This window comes from Microbacterium sp. SA39, assembly GCF_000967865.1.
In the GTDB taxonomy this organism is placed as follows: domain Bacteria; phylum Actinomycetota; class Actinomycetes; order Actinomycetales; family Microbacteriaceae; genus Microbacterium.
In genome coordinates this window covers 71236-87381 of record NZ_JXRU01000031.1, presented here as the reverse complement: position 1 = coordinate 87381, position 16146 = coordinate 71236, and the positions used below count along the sequence as shown (strand labels likewise).

At 69.1% G+C, this 16146-nt stretch carries 14 protein-coding genes; 5 read left to right on the top strand and 9 right to left on the bottom strand.

Annotated features, from left to right (window positions below; all coding sequences use genetic code 11):
* Positions 1-61 precede the first annotated feature (61 nt).
* Genes RS85_RS07105 through RS85_RS07095 form a run of 3 tightly spaced genes read right to left on the bottom strand, consistent with a single transcriptional unit; the run spans position 62 to position 4234 of the window.
* Positions 62-1696 carry an FAD-dependent oxidoreductase gene (locus tag RS85_RS07105; protein WP_046012741.1) on the bottom strand — a complete coding sequence of 545 codons (1635 nt, stop codon included), beginning with the start codon at positions 1694-1696 and terminating at the stop codon, positions 62-64.
* Positions 1693-2598: a diacylglycerol kinase family protein gene (locus RS85_RS07100; RefSeq protein WP_046012740.1), complete on the bottom strand. Its 906-nt coding sequence runs from the start codon at positions 2596-2598 to the stop codon at positions 1693-1695. The genes RS85_RS07105 and RS85_RS07100 overlap by 4 nt, the downstream gene beginning before the upstream one ends.
* 1 nt (position 2599) lies before the next feature.
* Positions 2600-4234 carry an FAD-binding oxidoreductase gene (locus RS85_RS07095; protein WP_235282366.1) on the bottom strand — a complete coding sequence of 545 codons (1635 nt, stop codon included), beginning with the start codon at positions 4232-4234 and terminating at the stop codon, positions 2600-2602.
* 20 nt (positions 4235-4254) lie between these two features.
* Here RS85_RS07095 and RS85_RS07090 point away from each other — a divergent pair, with 20 nt between their 5' ends.
* The 3 genes from RS85_RS07090 (at position 4255) to RS85_RS07080 (ending at position 7123) form a co-directional block, all read left to right on the top strand.
* The gene (locus RS85_RS07090; protein ID WP_046012739.1) at positions 4255-4863 is read left to right on the top strand and encodes a TetR/AcrR family transcriptional regulator; all 609 of its coding nucleotides are present in this window, start codon (positions 4255-4257) and stop codon (positions 4861-4863) included.
* Complete coding sequence (locus RS85_RS07085) at positions 4860-6329, top strand: glycerol-3-phosphate dehydrogenase/oxidase (protein ID WP_046012738.1); 1470 nt, start codon at positions 4860-4862, stop codon at positions 6327-6329. Before RS85_RS07090 ends, RS85_RS07085 begins: the two co-directional genes overlap by 4 nt.
* A 95-nt stretch (positions 6330-6424) precedes the next feature.
* Positions 6425-7123, top strand: coding sequence for an SPFH domain-containing protein (locus RS85_RS07080; protein WP_082087525.1), 699 nt, complete (start codon positions 6425-6427; stop codon positions 7121-7123).
* A gap of 3 nt (positions 7124-7126) precedes the next feature.
* Here the strand turns inward: RS85_RS07080 and dxs are convergent, their stop codons facing one another.
* The 5 genes from dxs to dut all read right to left on the bottom strand — a co-directional run bounded on the left by dxs (position 7127) and on the right by dut (position 14027).
* A complete protein-coding gene (gene dxs, locus RS85_RS07075) occupies positions 7127-9067 on the bottom strand; it encodes a 1-deoxy-D-xylulose-5-phosphate synthase (RefSeq protein WP_046012737.1) in 1941 nt (646 codons plus the stop codon).
* 156 nt (positions 9068-9223) lie between these two features.
* Entirely contained in the window at positions 9224-12088 is a 2865-nt protein-coding gene (locus RS85_RS07070; protein ID WP_046012736.1) for an aconitate hydratase, read from the bottom strand.
* Positions 12089-12241: 153 nt separating this feature from the next.
* Positions 12242-12976 carry a DUF3159 domain-containing protein gene (locus tag RS85_RS07065; RefSeq protein WP_046012735.1) on the bottom strand — a complete coding sequence of 245 codons (735 nt, stop codon included), beginning with the start codon at positions 12974-12976 and terminating at the stop codon, positions 12242-12244.
* Positions 12973-13560 (bottom strand): DUF3710 domain-containing protein, encoded by a 588-nt coding sequence (locus RS85_RS07060; RefSeq protein WP_046012734.1) that lies wholly within the window; start codon positions 13558-13560, stop codon positions 12973-12975. Before RS85_RS07060 ends, RS85_RS07065 begins: the two co-directional genes overlap by 4 nt.
* Positions 13557-14027, bottom strand: coding sequence for a dUTP diphosphatase (gene dut, locus RS85_RS07055; protein WP_046012733.1), 471 nt, complete (start codon positions 14025-14027; stop codon positions 13557-13559). The genes RS85_RS07060 and dut overlap by 4 nt, the downstream gene beginning before the upstream one ends.
* 12 nt (positions 14028-14039) lie before the next feature.
* Between dut and RS85_RS07050 the strand changes: the two genes are divergently transcribed.
* Positions 14040-14501, top strand: a complete 462-nt coding sequence (locus RS85_RS07050) for a DUF3093 domain-containing protein (protein WP_046012732.1) — start codon at positions 14040-14042, stop codon at positions 14499-14501.
* 94 nt (positions 14502-14595) lie between these two features.
* On the opposite strand, the gene RS85_RS07045 is transcribed toward RS85_RS07050, so the two are convergent.
* Positions 14596-14889, bottom strand: coding sequence for a DUF4193 domain-containing protein (locus RS85_RS07045; protein ID WP_046012731.1), 294 nt, complete (start codon positions 14887-14889; stop codon positions 14596-14598).
* 198 nt (positions 14890-15087) lie between these two features.
* On the opposite strand from RS85_RS07045, the gene sepH reads away from it, so the two are divergent.
* Entirely contained in the window at positions 15088-16146 is a 1059-nt protein-coding gene (gene sepH / locus RS85_RS07040; RefSeq protein WP_046012730.1) for a septation protein SepH, read from the top strand.

The following is a 16146-nucleotide window of genomic DNA, read 5'->3' as shown; positions in this document are numbered from 1 at the left end:
CGCCCCACCTGACCTCCCGCGTCAGGTGGGGCGTTTCGGTTCGGTCGACGCGCTCCTTCGCTCAGTGCCCCGTGGATTGCGTCGGCCTCCGATCGGACTGCCCCGCGCGCGGCCAGTACGACAGCGCCCGCTCCGCGAGCGCGGTGATCGTCAGCGACGGGTTCACGCCAGGATTCGCCGGGACCGCGGCACCGTCCACGACGTGCAGACCCGGATGACCCCAGACCCGGTGATACTGATCGACGACACCTTCCTCCGGTGACGCGGAGATGACCGCCCCGCCGAGGAAGTGCGCGGTGAGTGGGATGCCGAAGACCTCGGGCCAGGACCCACGCGCCTCGGCCGGCACCCCGCTCTCCCGCTGGATGCGTGCGGCGATGGCGGTCGCTGCCCGGTGCGCCTGCGGCAGGTGGCTCGGATTCGGCGCTCCGTGCCCCTGCGCGCTGGTCATCACGAGGCGTCCGAATCGTCGTCGCAGCGACAGGGTGAGCGAGTTGTCGGCCGTCTGCATGACCAGCGCGATGATGCCGCGCTCGCTCCATCGGCGCAGCGTCGCCAGGCGGAACTGGCGGATCGGTGAACGCAGGACCCGGCCGATCACCGCGCTCAGTCTGCGGCCCAGCGAGCGATCTCCGGGGACCATCACCGTCGCCAGCGCGCCCATGAGGTTGGAACCCGGTCCGTATCGCACGTTCTCGACGTGGGTGCGGTCATCGATGTGGAAGGACGTCGTGATCGCGACCCCCTGAGCGAGCTGCAGGGAGTCCGGCACGATCGTGGCGACCGCACCGTCCAGCGCCTCGGAGTTCGTGCGGGTGAGTCGGCCGAGGGCGTCGGAGACGCGGGGAAGGGCACCGGAGTGCTTCATCCGGTGCAGGAGCTGCTGCGTGCCCCACGTGCCCGCGGCGAGCACCACCTGACCCGCCGTCACGGTCTTCCGGTCGTGGCGCAGCCAGCCGCCGCTCCGCACGGTCGTGACGGCGAAGCCGCCGTCGTCCAGCGCGCGCACCTCGGTCACCGTGCGCAGGGTCTCGATCGCCGCACCGCGCCGCTCCGCGAGCGCGAGGTAGTTCTTCATCAGAGTGTTCTTCGCGCCGACGCGGCATCCGACCATGCAGTTGCCGCACAGTGTGCATCCGGTGCGATCCGGTCCCTCCCCGCCGAAGAACGGATCAGCGGTCCGCTCCCCCGGACGGCCGAACCAGACGCCGACGGGAGCGTGACGGAAGGTGCCGCCGACCCCGAGGTCCTCTGCCGCACCGGCCATGATCCGTTCCACCGGCCCGCTGTGCGGGTAGTGCTCGACGACTCCCAGCATCCGCTTGGCTGTGGCGTAGTGCGGGCCGAGCTCGGCCTCCCAGTCCGTGATCTCGGCCCACTGCCTGTCCGAGAAGAAGGCGGAACCCGGCTGATAGAGCGTGTTCGCGTAGTTGAGTGAGCCGCCACCGACCCCGGCCCCCGCGAGGATCATGACGTGCGGCAGCCGGTGGATGCGCTGGATGCCGAAGCATCCGAGCGCCGGCGCCCAGAGGTAGCGCCGCACGTTCCAGCTGGTCTTCGCGAAGTCCTCGTCTTCGAAGCGGCGACCTGCCTCGAACACGCGCACCCGGTAGCCCTTCTCGCTCAGCCGGAGCGCAGCGACCGAGCCTCCGAACCCGGAGCCGACGATGACGACGTCCTCATCGAACGCGGTCACGACGGGTCCCGAACGGCCGAGGTCATCACTCTTAGGGCGGCTGGCCGCAGCGTGATCGTGCACTCGTCCTCGCCGAGACGCTCCCCGTCGGCGTAGACCACGAGTCCCGGGGCGCTCACCGTCACCGTCTGCACGCGACGATGACGCACCTCGCCACGTGAGAGGTGCGTCCCGCTCAGCAGCAGCGGGAAGAGCCGCAGGAGACGCGCCCGCCCGATCTGAGCCACCTCGACGAGGTCCAGCATCCCGTCATCCGGCAGGGCGCCCACGCACACCGGCATGCCGCCGCCGTAGCTCGCCGTGTTGCCCACGGCGACGAGCGTGCCGAGTGCGGTGACAGCCGTTCCGCCGTCGACGGCCACCGTGAACGGCAGCGGCCGCAGGCGCACGAGTTCGATGACGAGGGCGAGGTAGTAGCGCAGGGCGCCATGCGGCCAGCGGAGCCGATTGGTGCGGTCGCTCACTCTGGCGTCGAAGCCCAGCGCGGCCACGGTCAGGAAGCGCGCGACGCGGTCACGGGTGCGCACCTCGCCGACATCGATGAGCCGGACGATTCCGGTGAGTGCCACCTCCGCCGCGGCGCCCGGGTCGTGGCGCGGTAGACCCAGCGCCCGTGCGAGGTCGTTCCCCGTTCCCGCGGCGACGAGAGCCAGGGGGACGGAAGATCCACACACCACGTCGAGAATGGCGGAGAGCGTCCCGTCTCCACCGATGACCACCAGCACGTCCGGTTCCTCCGCCAGAGCCTGCGTCGTGAGTGCGAGGGTCTCCGCCGCGGAGTGCCCGGCGTACGCGCGCACGTCGGCTCCCCGAGAACGCAGGTGGGCGATGGCGCGCTCCGCTGCGACGCGGCCCCGCCCTTTCCCGGCGAACGGATTGGCCAGCACGGCGATGTGCCCCATGTCAGCCGCGCCCCGCCCTGGCGCCCGCCGTCTCGATGACGGCCCCCGGGTTCATGATCCCGTGGGGATCGAGCTCGCGCTTGATCGCGGTGAGGATGCGGATGCCGGTGTCGCCGATCTCCTGCGCGAGCCACGGCGCGTGATCGCGTCCCACGGCGTGGTGATGACTGATCGTGCCACCCGTCGCAATGATCACGTCGTTCACGCGGGACTTCACGGCCCGCCAGGTCGTCAGCGGTTCCGACCGGATGCCGGCGAGCACGGTGAAGTACAGCGACGCTCCCGTCGGATAGATGTGGGAGACGTGGCACATCACATACGACTTCGCACCGGCATCCGCGAAGCCCGCCCGGAGGGCCTCCTGCACGGCGGCCCGCAGAGTCTGCAGATTCGCCCAGGTGGTCGCCGTCTCGAGCGTCTCGCAGAAGACGCCGGCGTCGAGCAGGGAGTCGCGCAGGTACGGGCCGTCGAAACGCCCCTTCAGCCACTCCTCCGCACCCGTCTCACCGGATGACGTGCCGCCCGCCGCCGAGAGCAGCTCCGCGGTGCGCTGCCGTCTCTCGGCGATGCCGGGCCCTTCGTACACGGTGACGACGCTCGCCCCCTTCGCCAGCGCTCTGCCGATCCGTCCGACCTGCGCGAGGCTCACCGCCGTCTCGGCCTCGTCGGAGAGCCGGATGACCGTGGGGCCGCCCCCACCCTGAGCCACGGCACGCAACCCGGCGGAGCCGCTCGCGAAGTCGGGGAAGGACCACGATTCGAAGACGCGATCCTGCGGTACCGGATGCACGCGCACCCGCACCTCGGTGATCACGCCGAAGATGCCCTCCGAGCCGAGGAAGACGCGGAGCAGATCGGGACCGGCTGCCGAACCCGGCGCCCGACCGAGATCGATGTCGCCGGTCGGCGTGGCGACGCGGATGCCGGTCACCATCGAGTCGAACCGACCGTGACCCGCAGAGTTCTGTCCTGAGGATCGCGCGGCGGCGAACCCGCCGATCGTGGCGTAGCGGAAGCTCTGGGGATAGTGGCCGAGTTCCCAGCCCCGTGCGGACAGCAGCGCCTCGGCCTCGGGGCCCGACGTCCCCGCGGCCAGCACCGCCTCCCCGCTCACCTCGTCCAGTTGGAGGAGCCCAGAGAGGCGACGCAGGTCGAGGCTGACGACGGCACGATGTTCCCCGCGCTCCGGATCGAGCGCGCCGACCACGCTGGTGCCGCCGCCGAACGGGATCGTGGCGATGCCGCGAGCCGCCGCGACCGCGAGGCAGGCACCGACCTCGTCGTGGCTGCCGGGGCGGATCACGGCATCAGGCGCCTGCTGATCGGTTTCACGTCGACGCAGAAGATCGGGGGTCGAGCGCCCGCCGGCGTGCCGGATCCGTGCCTCGGCGGTGACGTCGGCGTGTTCGCGGCCGACCGCGTCGCCGAATGCCGAGAGATCGTCGGCCGTCAGAGCGCTCTCCGGGATCCGGATGCGGTCGAGCGGAGCGGCCGGATCCGGACGCCGGATACGCCCCAGCAGAAGCGGCAGCAGAGTGCGCACGGCGAGCGGCAGATCGTGCGCCTCGGCCGGATCGCCCCAGCCGTTCCAGCGCATCGGTGGATCGTCGGCGACTCTGCCGTTCGGTTGCTCCATGCGTTACAGTGTGACATATCATGGAAGAACGTCAACCAAGAACGGCATCCGAGGTCACGGAGCGCCCGCAGTGGGACACGACGCAGGCTCGCGTCCTCGATGCGGCGGACAGCCTGATCGGCCGGCGGGGCGTGCACGGTGTCACGATCGCCGAACTCGCCCGGCGATCCGAGCTGAGCCGACCCACGATCTACCGGAACTGGAGCGACGCCGACGATGTGGTCCGTTCCGCTCTGCTGCGCCGCGTCGTCAGCCTGATCGACCAGTTCCCTTCTCCCCCGCGGACCCGCGCGGACCTCGTCGACGACGTCATGGGCTTCATCTCCCTGTTCCGGAACGACGACGTCTACGGCCGCCTTCTTGCGGACGAACCGGAGGCGTTCACGCGCTACACGCTTCAGCGGGTCGGCTCCAGCCAACGGATGATCCTGCACTGGCTGGCATCCGCGATCCGCGCGGCGCAGGGCGACGGATCGGTACGCGTCGGAACGCCTCAAGAGATCGCCGTGATGCTGCTTCTCGTCGCACAGTCCGCCGTGCTCTCGCACGGCACCGTCGCCGAGCTCATCGATGAGCAGGCGTGGGAACGCGAACTCCGGACAGCCCTCGACGGGCACCTGCGGCCGTGATCCCGTCATCCTCCGACCTGGACGCCCGCCGCCGCCGGAGGGAGTTGGAGGATGCTGCTGTCGACACGACCGACGTGCTCGTCGTCGGCGGAGGGATCACCGGCGTCGGTGTCGCCCTGGACGCGGCGTCCCGGGGACTCGCCGTCACGCTCATCGAGGCCGAGGACCTGGCGTTCGGCACCAGCCGGTTCAGTTCGAAGCTGGTGCACGGAGGCCTGCGCTACCTGGCGACGGGAGATGTGGCCACCGCGAGGGAGAGCGCCAGAGAACGCCACCTGCTGATGACGGTGATCGCGCCGCACCTGATCCGTCCGCTCCCCCAGCTGCTGCCGTTCCGCCCGGGAGTGACCTGGCGCCAGCGCGGCGCCGGTGCCGTCGGCATGACGCTCGGTGATCTGCTGCGCGTGGAGGCGCGCACACCCCGGTCGGTCCTTCCAGCACCTCGCCCGGTCTCCGCGCGGACTGCCCAGCGACTCTTCCCCGCGCTCGATGCACGAGGGCTCCGTGGGGGAATGCTGTCGTACGACGGGCAGCTGGTCGACGATGCGCGACTCGTCGTCGCGGTGGCGAGGACCGCGGCGGGTATGGGTGCCCGCATCCTGACCCGCGTCCGCGCCGAGGAGCTGAGGGCGGACGGCGCCAGCGCGGTGGACGCGCTGACCGGAGAGAGGTTCTACATCCGGGCACGCAGCGTGATCAACGCGACGGGTGTCTGGGCCGGCACGCTCGACGAGGCGATCGCCGTGCGGCCGAGCCGCGGGACTCACATCGTGCTGGACGCCGCAGATCTCGGCCATCCGACGGCTGCTCTCACCGTTCCGCACGAAGGATCTATCAGCCGTTACGTCTTCGCGCTTCCTCAGCGCGGAGGACGCGTGATCGTCGGACTCACCGACGAGGACGCTCCCGGGCCCGTTCCGCGCGTCGCTCAGGCCACGGAGCCGGAGGTCGACTTCCTGCTGAGCACGCTCAACCGCGTCGTCACGAGGCCCCTGACGCGGGCGCAGGTGCGGGGTGCCTTCGCGGGGCTGCGCCCCCTCATCGACAACGGAGCGGATGCGACAGCCGATGTCTCACGTCGCCACCTGGTCGCGTCGGCGGACGCCGGGTTCATCAACGTGCTCGGCGGCAAGCTGACCACGTACCGGCGCATGGCGGAGGATGCCGTCGACCTCGCTGTGCGCGTCCGCGCTCTCGATGCGGCGCCCAGCCGCTCGTCCTCCCTCCGGCTGATCGACGATCATGCCGCCGACCGCGCCGAATTCGCCGACGCCGGGGACGCGGTCGCGGAGGGCATCGCGGTGACTCGCGCGGAGATCGAGTTCGCTGTCCGAGCCGAGGGAGCGCTGACCGCCGAGGACGTGCTGGATCGACGGACGCGGATCGGACTCGTCGACGCCGACCGGGAACGCAGCCAGGTGGCCGTGGAGACGATCGTCGCCTGGACGCTCGCCGAAATCGGTTGAGACGACCACCGGAGGAACCGACCGGGAAATCCACGTGAACATCGCGTGCGCGAGGTGCTCCGCGTGCCCCGCGGCGGTGCAACGGCGTGCAGAGTATGAATGTGGACACGATCTTCAGCATGTTCAGCAGTGGTGGCGCGATGGGTGGCCTGGTCAAGACCGGAACGGCGGTGCTCACAGTCCTGCTCGTGGTCCCGGCGATGCTGAAACTCTTCATCGTCACAGTGGACGAGGGCTGGGCGGCCATCCGCACCCGAAACGGCAAGCCGATCATCCGCCGGGCGCGACTTGGGAAGGCAGGCACACCCGGCGTCGGCGAGGTGGTCGTGCTCACCCCGGGTTCCCACGGCGCCTTCCCGCTCTTCTACTGGTACAAGCTCATCGACGTGCGCTGCCGTGCGACCGATCTCCCGGCGCGGCACCTGACCGCGGCCTCCGGCCATCAGCACCTGGTGCACGCGTCCTTCGAATGGCGACCCGTCGTGACCGGACGAGACCTGCGCGTGTTCGAGCTCGACGTGGTCAACGTCACGGAGCGGGCTGCGAACATCATCTCGGCAGCTCTACGCGACGCCATCCGCACGCTGGAGGGCGCCGAGCTGCCCGGAAACGACATCCTGAGCACTCAGGTCCGGGAGGCCTGCGCCGAGAAGGTCCTGCGGGCCTGTGGTGTGGAAGTCGTCGACGTGCTCATCACGGGCGATGCCCTCACCGACGGCTACCTGCTGTCGCAGGCGATCCGCGGTGCAGACAACGCGCCGGAGGTCGTCGCAGCGCTGCACGCCCTGAACTAGGACTCAGCGGCGCTCGCGGAGCGGCAGATCGATCGCGTCGGTCTCGCCGGTCTGACGAGCCACGGGGATGCGGGTGCCGAGCACCTGCGAGACGATGTCCTGCGCGATCTTGGAGGCGGTGAGCCCGGCATCCGCGAGGATCTCGTCACGCGAGGCGTGGTCGATGAACTCGTCGGGCAGACCCAGCTCGTCGACCGCCGTGTCGATGCCGGCTTCGCGCAGCACCTGCCGCACACGCGTGCCGATGCCGCCGACGCGGATGCCATCCTCCAGCGTGATCACCAGGCGATGCTGTGCCGCGAGACTCACGACGGAGGGCTGCACGGGGATTGCCCAGCGCGGATCGATGACGGTGGCGCCGATCCCCTGCGCGCGGAGTCGATCCGCGACATCCATCGCCAGAGCCGCGAACGGACCGATCGCGACGATCAGCACATCCTCGGACTCGCCGCGGGCGAGCACGTCGACGCCGTCATCCAGACGCTCGATGGCGGGGAGATCGTCGGCCAGCGCGCCCTTGGGGAACCGGATCACCGTGGGCGCGTCGTCCACCTCGACGGCTTCGTCGAGCGCTTCGGTGAGGCGTGCGCCGTCACGCGGCGCGGCGATACGGATGTGCGGCACGATCTGCAGCATCGCGAGGTCCCACATGCCGTGATGGCTGGGGCCGTCCGGTCCGGTCACGCCAGCGCGGTCGAGGACGAAGGTGACTCCCGCGCGGTGGAGGGCGACGTCCATCAGCACCTGATCGAAGGCGCGGCCCATGAAGGTCGCGTACAGCGCCACGACCGGGTGCAGCCCACCGAAGGCGAGCCCGGCGGCGGAGGCCACGGCGTGCTGCTCGGCGATACCGACGTCGTACACGCGATCGGGGAAGCGCTCGGCGAACGGGGCGAGGCCGGTCGGACGCAGCATGGCTGCGGTCATGGCGATCACGTCGCTGCGGCGCTCTCCGACCGCCACGAGGGCATCCGAGAAGACGTCCGTCCATCCTCGGCCGCCGGAGGACAGCTCCTCCCCGGTCAACGGGTCGATGCGACCGACGGCATGGAACTGGTCCGCTTCATCGTCGCGGGCCGGCTGGAAGCCCCGGCCCTTCTCTGTGATCGCGTGCACGAGGACCGGGGCGCCGTACGACTTCGCGAGCTCGAGGGTCTCCAGGAGCGCGGGAAGGTCGTGCCCGTCGACCGGCCCGAGGTACTTGATGTCGAGATTGGAATACAGCGCCTCGTTGTTCGTGAAGCGCGAGAGGAACCCGTGCGTGCCGCCACGGACACCGCGGAACACCGCACGCCCCACGGGACCGAAGGCACGGAAGAGGCGGTCGGACCTGTGGTGCAGCTCCTTGTAGGCCGCTGCCGTGCGCACGCGGTTCAGGTACCGCGACATGCCACCGATCGTGGGGGCGTACGACCGTCCGTTGTCATTCACCACGATCACCAGATTGCGGTCGTTGTCGTCGGAGATGTTGTTCAGCGCCTCCCACGTCATGCCGCCCGTCAGCGAACCGTCGCCGAGCACGGCGACGACATGACGATCTGCACGGCCGGTCGCGGTGAGCGCGCGGGAGACCCCATCCGCCCAGCTGAGTGAGCTCGACGCATGGGAGGACTCGACGACGTCGTGCGCGCTCTCGCTGCGCTGCGGGTAGCCCGCGAGTCCGCCACGCAGGCGGAGGCGGGAGAAGTCCTGGCGACCCGTCAGGAGCTTGTGCACGTACGACTGGTGGCCGGTGTCGAAGATGAAGGGATCGTCCGGCGACGAGAACACGCGGTGCAGCGCGATCGTCAGCTCGACCACTCCGAGGTTGGGACCGAGGTGGCCTCCGGTGCGGGAGACGTTCTCGATGAGGAAGGCGCGAATCTCCGCGGCCAGATCCTCCAGCTGATCGGCGGACAATGCGTCCAGATCACGGGGTCCTGAGATGCTCGGAAGAATGGGCATCTGCACCTCCTCACAGGCTCCGTCTGCAGCATCCGACAGGAGCCGGACGTCCCGACGATCCTACCCCGCGCACCCCGGGAAACCCTGGAGTGCGCCGACCCCTTGACATGCAGGAAGGGCCCGGGTCCGAAGACCCGAGCCCCTCTCGCACGACGCTCAGACGAGCGAACGCAGCACGTACTGCAGGATGCCGCCGTTGCGGTAATAGTCCGCCTCACCGGGGGTGTCGATGCGGACGACCGCGTCGAACTCCACGGTCTGCTTGCCCTCGGGCGAGTGCTCGCTCGGGGTCGCGGTGACGCGCACCGTCTTGGGCGTGACGCCGTTGTTCAGCTCCGTGAGGCCCGTGATCGAGACGGTCTCGGTGCCGTCGAGACCGAGCGACTCCCAGCTCTCCCCCGCGGGGAACTGCAACGGGACGACGCCCATGCCGATGAGGTTCGAGCGGTGGATGCGCTCGAAGCTCTCGGTGATGACCGCCTTGACGCCCAGGAGGCTCGTACCCTTCGCAGCCCAGTCACGAGACGACCCGGAGCCGTACTCCTTGCCGCCGAAGATGACGAGGGGGGTGCCCTGCTCCTGGTAGTTCATGCTCGCGTCGTAGATGTACGACTGGGGGCCGCCGGGCTGCGTGAAGTCGCGGGTGAATCCACCCTCGACGACCTGACCGTCGTTGACCGCAGAGACCATCGCGTTCTTCAGGCGGATGTTCGCGAACGTGCCGCGGATCATCACCTCGTGGTTGCCGCGACGCGAGCCGAAGGAGTTGAAGTCCTTGCGGTCGACACCGTGCGCCGTGAGGTACTCCGCCGCGGGCGTACCGGCCTTGATGTTGCCGGCCGGCGAGATGTGGTCGGTCGTGACCGAGTCGCCGAGCGTCGCCATCACGCGCGCATCATGGATGTCGGTGACCGGGGTCAGCTCCATCGTCATGCCGTCGAAGTACGGCGCCTTGCGCACGTAGGTGGAGTCCTCGTCCCACTGGAAGATCGCGTCGTCCGGGGTGGGGAGGCTCCGCCAGCGCTCGTCGCCGTCGAAGACGGTGGCGTACTGCTTGATGAACTGCTCACGCGAGATCGACGAGTCGACGAGCTCCTGCACCTCGGCGGGCGTCGGCCAGATGTCCCGGAGGAAGACGTCCTCGCCGTCGGTCCCCTTGCCCAGAGCGTCGTTCTCGAAGTCGAAGTGCATGGAACCGGCCAGCGCGTAGGCGATGACCAGCGGCGGGCTCGCCAGGTAGTTCATCTTCACGTCAGGGCTGATGCGGCCCTCGAAGTTGCGGTTGCCCGAGAGGACGGCCGTGACGGCGAGGTCATGCGAGTTGATCGCCTCGGAGACCTCCTCGATCAGCGGACCGGAGTTGCCGATGCAGATCGTGCAGCCGTAGCCGACGGTGTAGAAGCCGAGGCCCTCGAGGTCTTTGTCGAGACCGGACTTCTCGTAGTAGTCGGTGACGACCTTCGAGCCGGGGCCGAGCGTGGTCTTGACCCACGGCTTCTGCTTGAGGCCCTTCTGCCGCGCCTTGCGCGCCACCAGACCCGCCGCGATCATCACGGAGGGGTTGGAGGTGTTCGTGCACGAGGTGATGGCCGCGAGCGTGACGGCGCCGTTGTCGAGCATGTAGCGCTGCCCGTCGGGGGTGGCCACCTCGACAGGCTTGGAGGCCGGGTGCGGTCCTCCGCTGAAGAGCAGCATCGACTCGGCGTGCTCGGCCTCGTGCTGGTGGGAGACGCCGTTCTCCGCGACGTGCTCGCGCTCCACGCCGGGCGCCGTGCCGGGGTCGGACGCCGGGAACGTTCCCTCGACCTCGACGGTCTCTTCGCCGATGGACGCGTAGTTCAGGATGTCCTGCTCGAACTGGGCCTTGGCCTCGGAGAGCAGGATGCGGTCCTGCGGGCGCTTCGGGCCGGCGATCGACGGCACGACCGTACCGAGGTCGAGCTCGAGGTACTCGCTGAACGTCGGCTCGACGCTCGCATCGTGCCAGAGCTTCTGCTCCTTCGCGTACGCCTCGACGAGCGCCACGGCCTCATCGCTGCGGCCGGTGAGGCGCAGGTAGTCGAGCGTGACATCGTCGATCGGGAAGATCGCGGCGGTCGAACCGAACTCGGGCGACATGTTGCCGATGGTCGCGCGGTTCGCGAGCGGCACGGATGCCACGCCCTCGCCGTAGAACTCGACGAACTTGCCGACCACGCCGTGCTGACGCAACTGCTCGGTGATCGTGAGCACGACGTCGGTCGCCGTCACACCTGCGGGGATCTCGCCGCTCAGCTTGAAGCCGACGACGCGCGGGATCAGCATGGACACGGGCTGACCGAGCATCGCGGCCTCGGCCTCGATGCCGCCGACGCCCCAGCCCAGTACGCCGAGGCCGTTGACCATGGTGGTGTGCGAGTCGGTGCCGACGCAGGTGTCCGGGTAGGCGCGGAGAACGCCGTCGACGTCCCGGTCATAGATGACCTTGGCCAGGTGCTCGATGTTCACCTGGTGGACGATGCCGGTTCCGGGCGGGACGACCTTGAAGTCGCTGAACGCCGTCTGGCCCCAACGGAGGAACTGGTAGCGCTCGCCGTTGCGCTCGTACTCGATCTCGACGTTGCGCTCGAGAGCGTTCTCCGAGCCGAACAGGTCGGCGATGACGGAGTGATCGATGACCATCTCGGCGGGCGAGAGCGGGTTGATCCTGTTCGCGTCGCCGCCCAGGGCGGTGACGGCCTCGCGCATGGTGGCGAGGTCGACGATGCACGGCACACCGGTGAAGTCCTGCATGACCACGCGGGCCGGCGTGAACTGGATCTCGGTGTTCGGCTCAGCCGCGGCATCCCACGATCCGAGCGCCTCGATCTGCGCCTTCGTGACGTTCGCGCCGTCTTCGGTGCGAAGGAGGTTCTCCAGGAGCACCTTGAGGCTGAAGGGGAGCTTGTCGAAACCGGGCACCGTGTCGATGCGGAAGATCTCGTAGTCGGTGCTGCCGACCGTCAGGGTGCTCTTGGCACCGAAGCTGTTCACCGTGGACACGGATCCGTCTCCTTCTTCTCGAATGGGAGCGACAGGCGCCTCCATCTTGCTCGCCGGTGAGCCCCTGCGGCTAGCAAGGCGGACCTAACCAGTCTGCTCCCCGCACGGCGCCGGCGAAAGCCTGCGATTTATCTTGATGTCAAGATAAATCTATCACGCCTCGACAGGTCGGTCCTGCGCCGGCTCGCGCGGATACAGCGCGCGCACGACGAGCCACGTGACGGCGATCAGCGGCGCGAACAGAGGGAGACCCATGATGAGTTTCAGGGTGCCGAGCGCCGTGACCTGTTCGGTCAGGTACAGCGGGAGCTGCACCGCGAGGCGCGCGAAGAACAGGGCGGCCCACGCGATCCCGAGCCAGAAGAACGCCCGACGTTTGCGCCGATCGCCGCGCCAGGCCATGCCCTCGCCCATCAGGAAACCCGCGGCGATACCGATCAGCGACCAGCCGATCAGGGCGGAGATCAGGATCACCGTGCCGTACGCCGCATTCGTGATCAGGCCGGGGACGAAGTTGTCCTGCCCGCGTCCGGTCCACAGTGCCAGAGCGGCGGCCGCCGCAGCGGCGATCAGGCCACCGAGGGCCGCCGACGGAGGCGACTTCTGCACCAGCCGCACGATCGTGAAGACGGCGGCGAGGCCGACCGATACACCGAGCGCGAGGATGAGGGGTTCAGGGCTGATCGTGAAGAGGATGACGAACGCGAGGCTGGGGAGCACCGATTCCAGGATGCCGCGCCATCCGCCGATGGCGGACCAGACGACCTTCTGCGTGCTGGCACCCTCCGCCGGGTGGAGGCCCGCTCGACGGGCCGCGCCGCCCAGTGCCGCTCCCAGGATCTCGGACGCGCGCTGCTCGCGCTCGGCGCCCGGCTCCGGATCGCTCACGCGGATCCCGGTGTCGCCGGCATCTTCAGCGGGATCAGGTCTCGCGGAGGCATGGGCGCACTGCCGCGCACGACGACGATCGAGCGGAAGAGGTCTTCGACCTTGGCGGCTGCCTCGGGGTCGGACGCACCCGCACCGCCGATCACGCCACGAAGGAACCAGCGCGGTCCGTCGATGCCGATGAACCGCGCCAGCCGGAGGCCCGACCCTTCGTTCGCAGTCGCGGGCACCTCGGCGAGCAGCTCCTTGCCGAGTGCGCCCTCGCGCTCCTCGACCCGGCCGCCCTGCGCCTTGACCTGATCGCGCAGCTGCACACGGGTCTCGTCCCACAGGCCACCCGTGCGCGGCGCGGCGAAAGGCTGCACCTGCAGCGAGGAGTCCGCATAGTCGAGGCCCACCGCGACGATGCGCTTGGACTGCTCCTCCACCTCGAGGCGCAGGTTCAGGCCTTCGCGGGGCAGGATCTTGATCCCGCCGAGGTCGATGTACGGCCGGACCGGGTTCGCCTCCGAGTCGTCGAAGGGGCCTTCGGTGGCGCGATCGTCGGGTGCGGACTTCGAGGGTGTCGCGTTGTTGTCAGTCATGAGGTCTGTCCTGCTTCGTTCTGGTGGAGCCCTGCCTGATATCCGGTGGAGCCGAAACCGCCGTCGCCGCGGACGCTGTCCGGAAGCTCGTCAACCGGGATGAACGCGGCGCGAGTCACGGGCATGACGATCAGTTGCGCGATGCGGTCGCCGACGCCGACATCGTACGCGTTGCGGATGTCGGTGTTGATCAGGCTCACCTTGATCTCGCCGCGGTAACCGGAGTCGACCGTCCCCGGCGAGTTCACGATGGAGATGCCGTGCTTCGCCGCGAGGCCGCTGCGCGGCACCACGAACGCCGCGTAGCCGTCGGGCAGTGCGATACGCACGCCGGTGCCGACGAGCGCGCGCTCCCCCGGCTCGAGACGGACGGCCTCCGCGGCCACCAGGTCGGCACCGGCGTCGCCCGGGTGAGCGTACCCGGGGACCACAGCGGCGATAATGGGGACATCAACGGAATCGGTCACCCCATGAGGCTAATGCAGAACACCCCCACAGACGCACGCCCGCGCTATCGCGAACGGCTCGCTCCCAGCCTCCGGCTGCTCGTCACCGTCGCACTCGCCGGGCCCATGGTCTCGCTGATCTTCGTGCCAGTCGGCTCGACCGTCGCACTGATCGTCGGTGCAGCCGTCTCGGCGCTCCTGGTCGCGGGTTGCATCGCGGCCACGCCCGTCATCTCCGTGGACGGGTCGACGTTGCGCGCCGGCCGCGCGCACATCGATGTCCGGTTCCTCGGCGAACCGGTGGCACTCACCGGCGACGACGCCCGCCAGGCACGCGGCCCCGGGCTTCCCGCTCGCGGCTGGCACCTGATCCGCGGCGGTATCGACGGCCTTGTCGTCGTCCCGAACACCGACCAGGGCGACCCGGTCCAGGCGTGGACGATCTCCAGCCGGACGCCGGACCGTCTCGCCGCCGCCATCCGCGCCGCGCGCTGAGACATCCTCCGCACTCACACGAAGCGGCCCTCAACGACAGCGCGCCCCTGATCGCGATGATCGGGGGCGCGTGAGACGTCGCTCAGAGGACTGCTTACGCAGCGCACTCCTTGCAGATGGGCCCGGATGCGCCCTCGTGGTCGAGCTGTGACTGGTGCTTCACGAGGAAGCAACTCATGCACGTGAATTCGTCCTGCTGCGCGGGCAGCACGACGACGTCGAGTTCGAGGTCGGAGAGGTCGGCACCCGGGAGATCGAAACTCGACGGGTTGTCGGAGTCCTCGTCCCCGCTCGAGCCGGAGAGCTTGTCCGGCACACGCTCCTTGAGAGCTTCGATCGACTCGGAGTCGTCTTCAGTCTTTCGGGGAGCGTCATAATCGGTTGCCATGCGGTAAATCTCCACTTTCATGGTGCGAGTGGGTGGTGCGCCGTGGGGTGATCGGCGGCCATAGTTTGCACGACCCGAACGCAATAAGCAAATGCCGGTCCGTGCGACATACCAAACTGACGGCACGCCCAGGGTATTCCCGCTCGCGGCGGCCGTCGCGTGACACCATGAACGCACACCCATCAGAGGGGCATTCGCATGGAAAACGTCACCATCGTCGGCACAGAGGCAGGACTGCTCGTACTCGCCACCGAGTCGGGCGAGCGCTTCGCGCTGCCCATCGACGACATGCTGCAGCGCGAGATCCGACGCGCCACTCGCCAGGCCGAACCCGCCGGTCACCGACTCGCCGCGAGTCCTCGCGACATCCAGGCTCAGATCCGTGCCGGACTCACCGCCGTCGAGGTGGCCGAGCTCCTGGGCATCAGCGTCGACGACGTGGCGCGGTTCGAGGGTCCGGTCCTCGCGGAGCGTGAACACATCATCGGGCAGGCGCTCGCCGTTCCCGTCCTCATCGGCAGCGAGGTCGAGCCCGACGCGCAGCCCACCTTCGGTGCCGCAGTGCGCGACAAGCTCGCTGAGGTCGCCGCCTCCTCGGAGCGCTGGGCGAGTTGGAAGGAGGACTCCGGCTGGGTCATCAAGCTGGAGTTCACCGCGAACGACGTCGAGCACGATGCACGGTGGAGTTTCGACCCGCGCCGCAGCGCCCTCTCGCCGCTCAACGCCGACGCGACCCAGCTCTCCCGTCAGGGTTCTCTTCCGGAAGGGCTCATCCCCCGCCTTCGCGCGGTCGATCACGAGCGCACGACGTCGCCGTACAAGGACGAGAGCAGGTTCGATTCCGGTGCCTTCGGTCCTCGACTGCTCCCGAACCCCGAGAGCAGCGCGGAAGAACCGTCGCTGCCGGAGCGCTCGAATGCCGCGGCGCAGGATGCGGCGATCAACCGCGCGCCCGAGTCCCAGAAGACGAATCCGGAGACCGCCGACCTGCTCGAGGCGCTCCGTCGCCGGCGCGGACAGCGCGAGACCGCACCCCTCGTCGACGATGTCGATCACGAGGAGCGGGCGGACCGGGACGATCAGACCCCGATCGCGCTGTTCGAAGGGTTCGATCAGCCGACCGACGAGCCGCAGTCTCCCGAACCCGCACCGCAGACTTCATCGTCGGATTCTGCGGAGTCCGGCGGTCGCCGTCGACGCCGGAACGCCATGCCCACGTGGGACGAGATCGTGTTCGGGGCGCGCACCGACGAATGA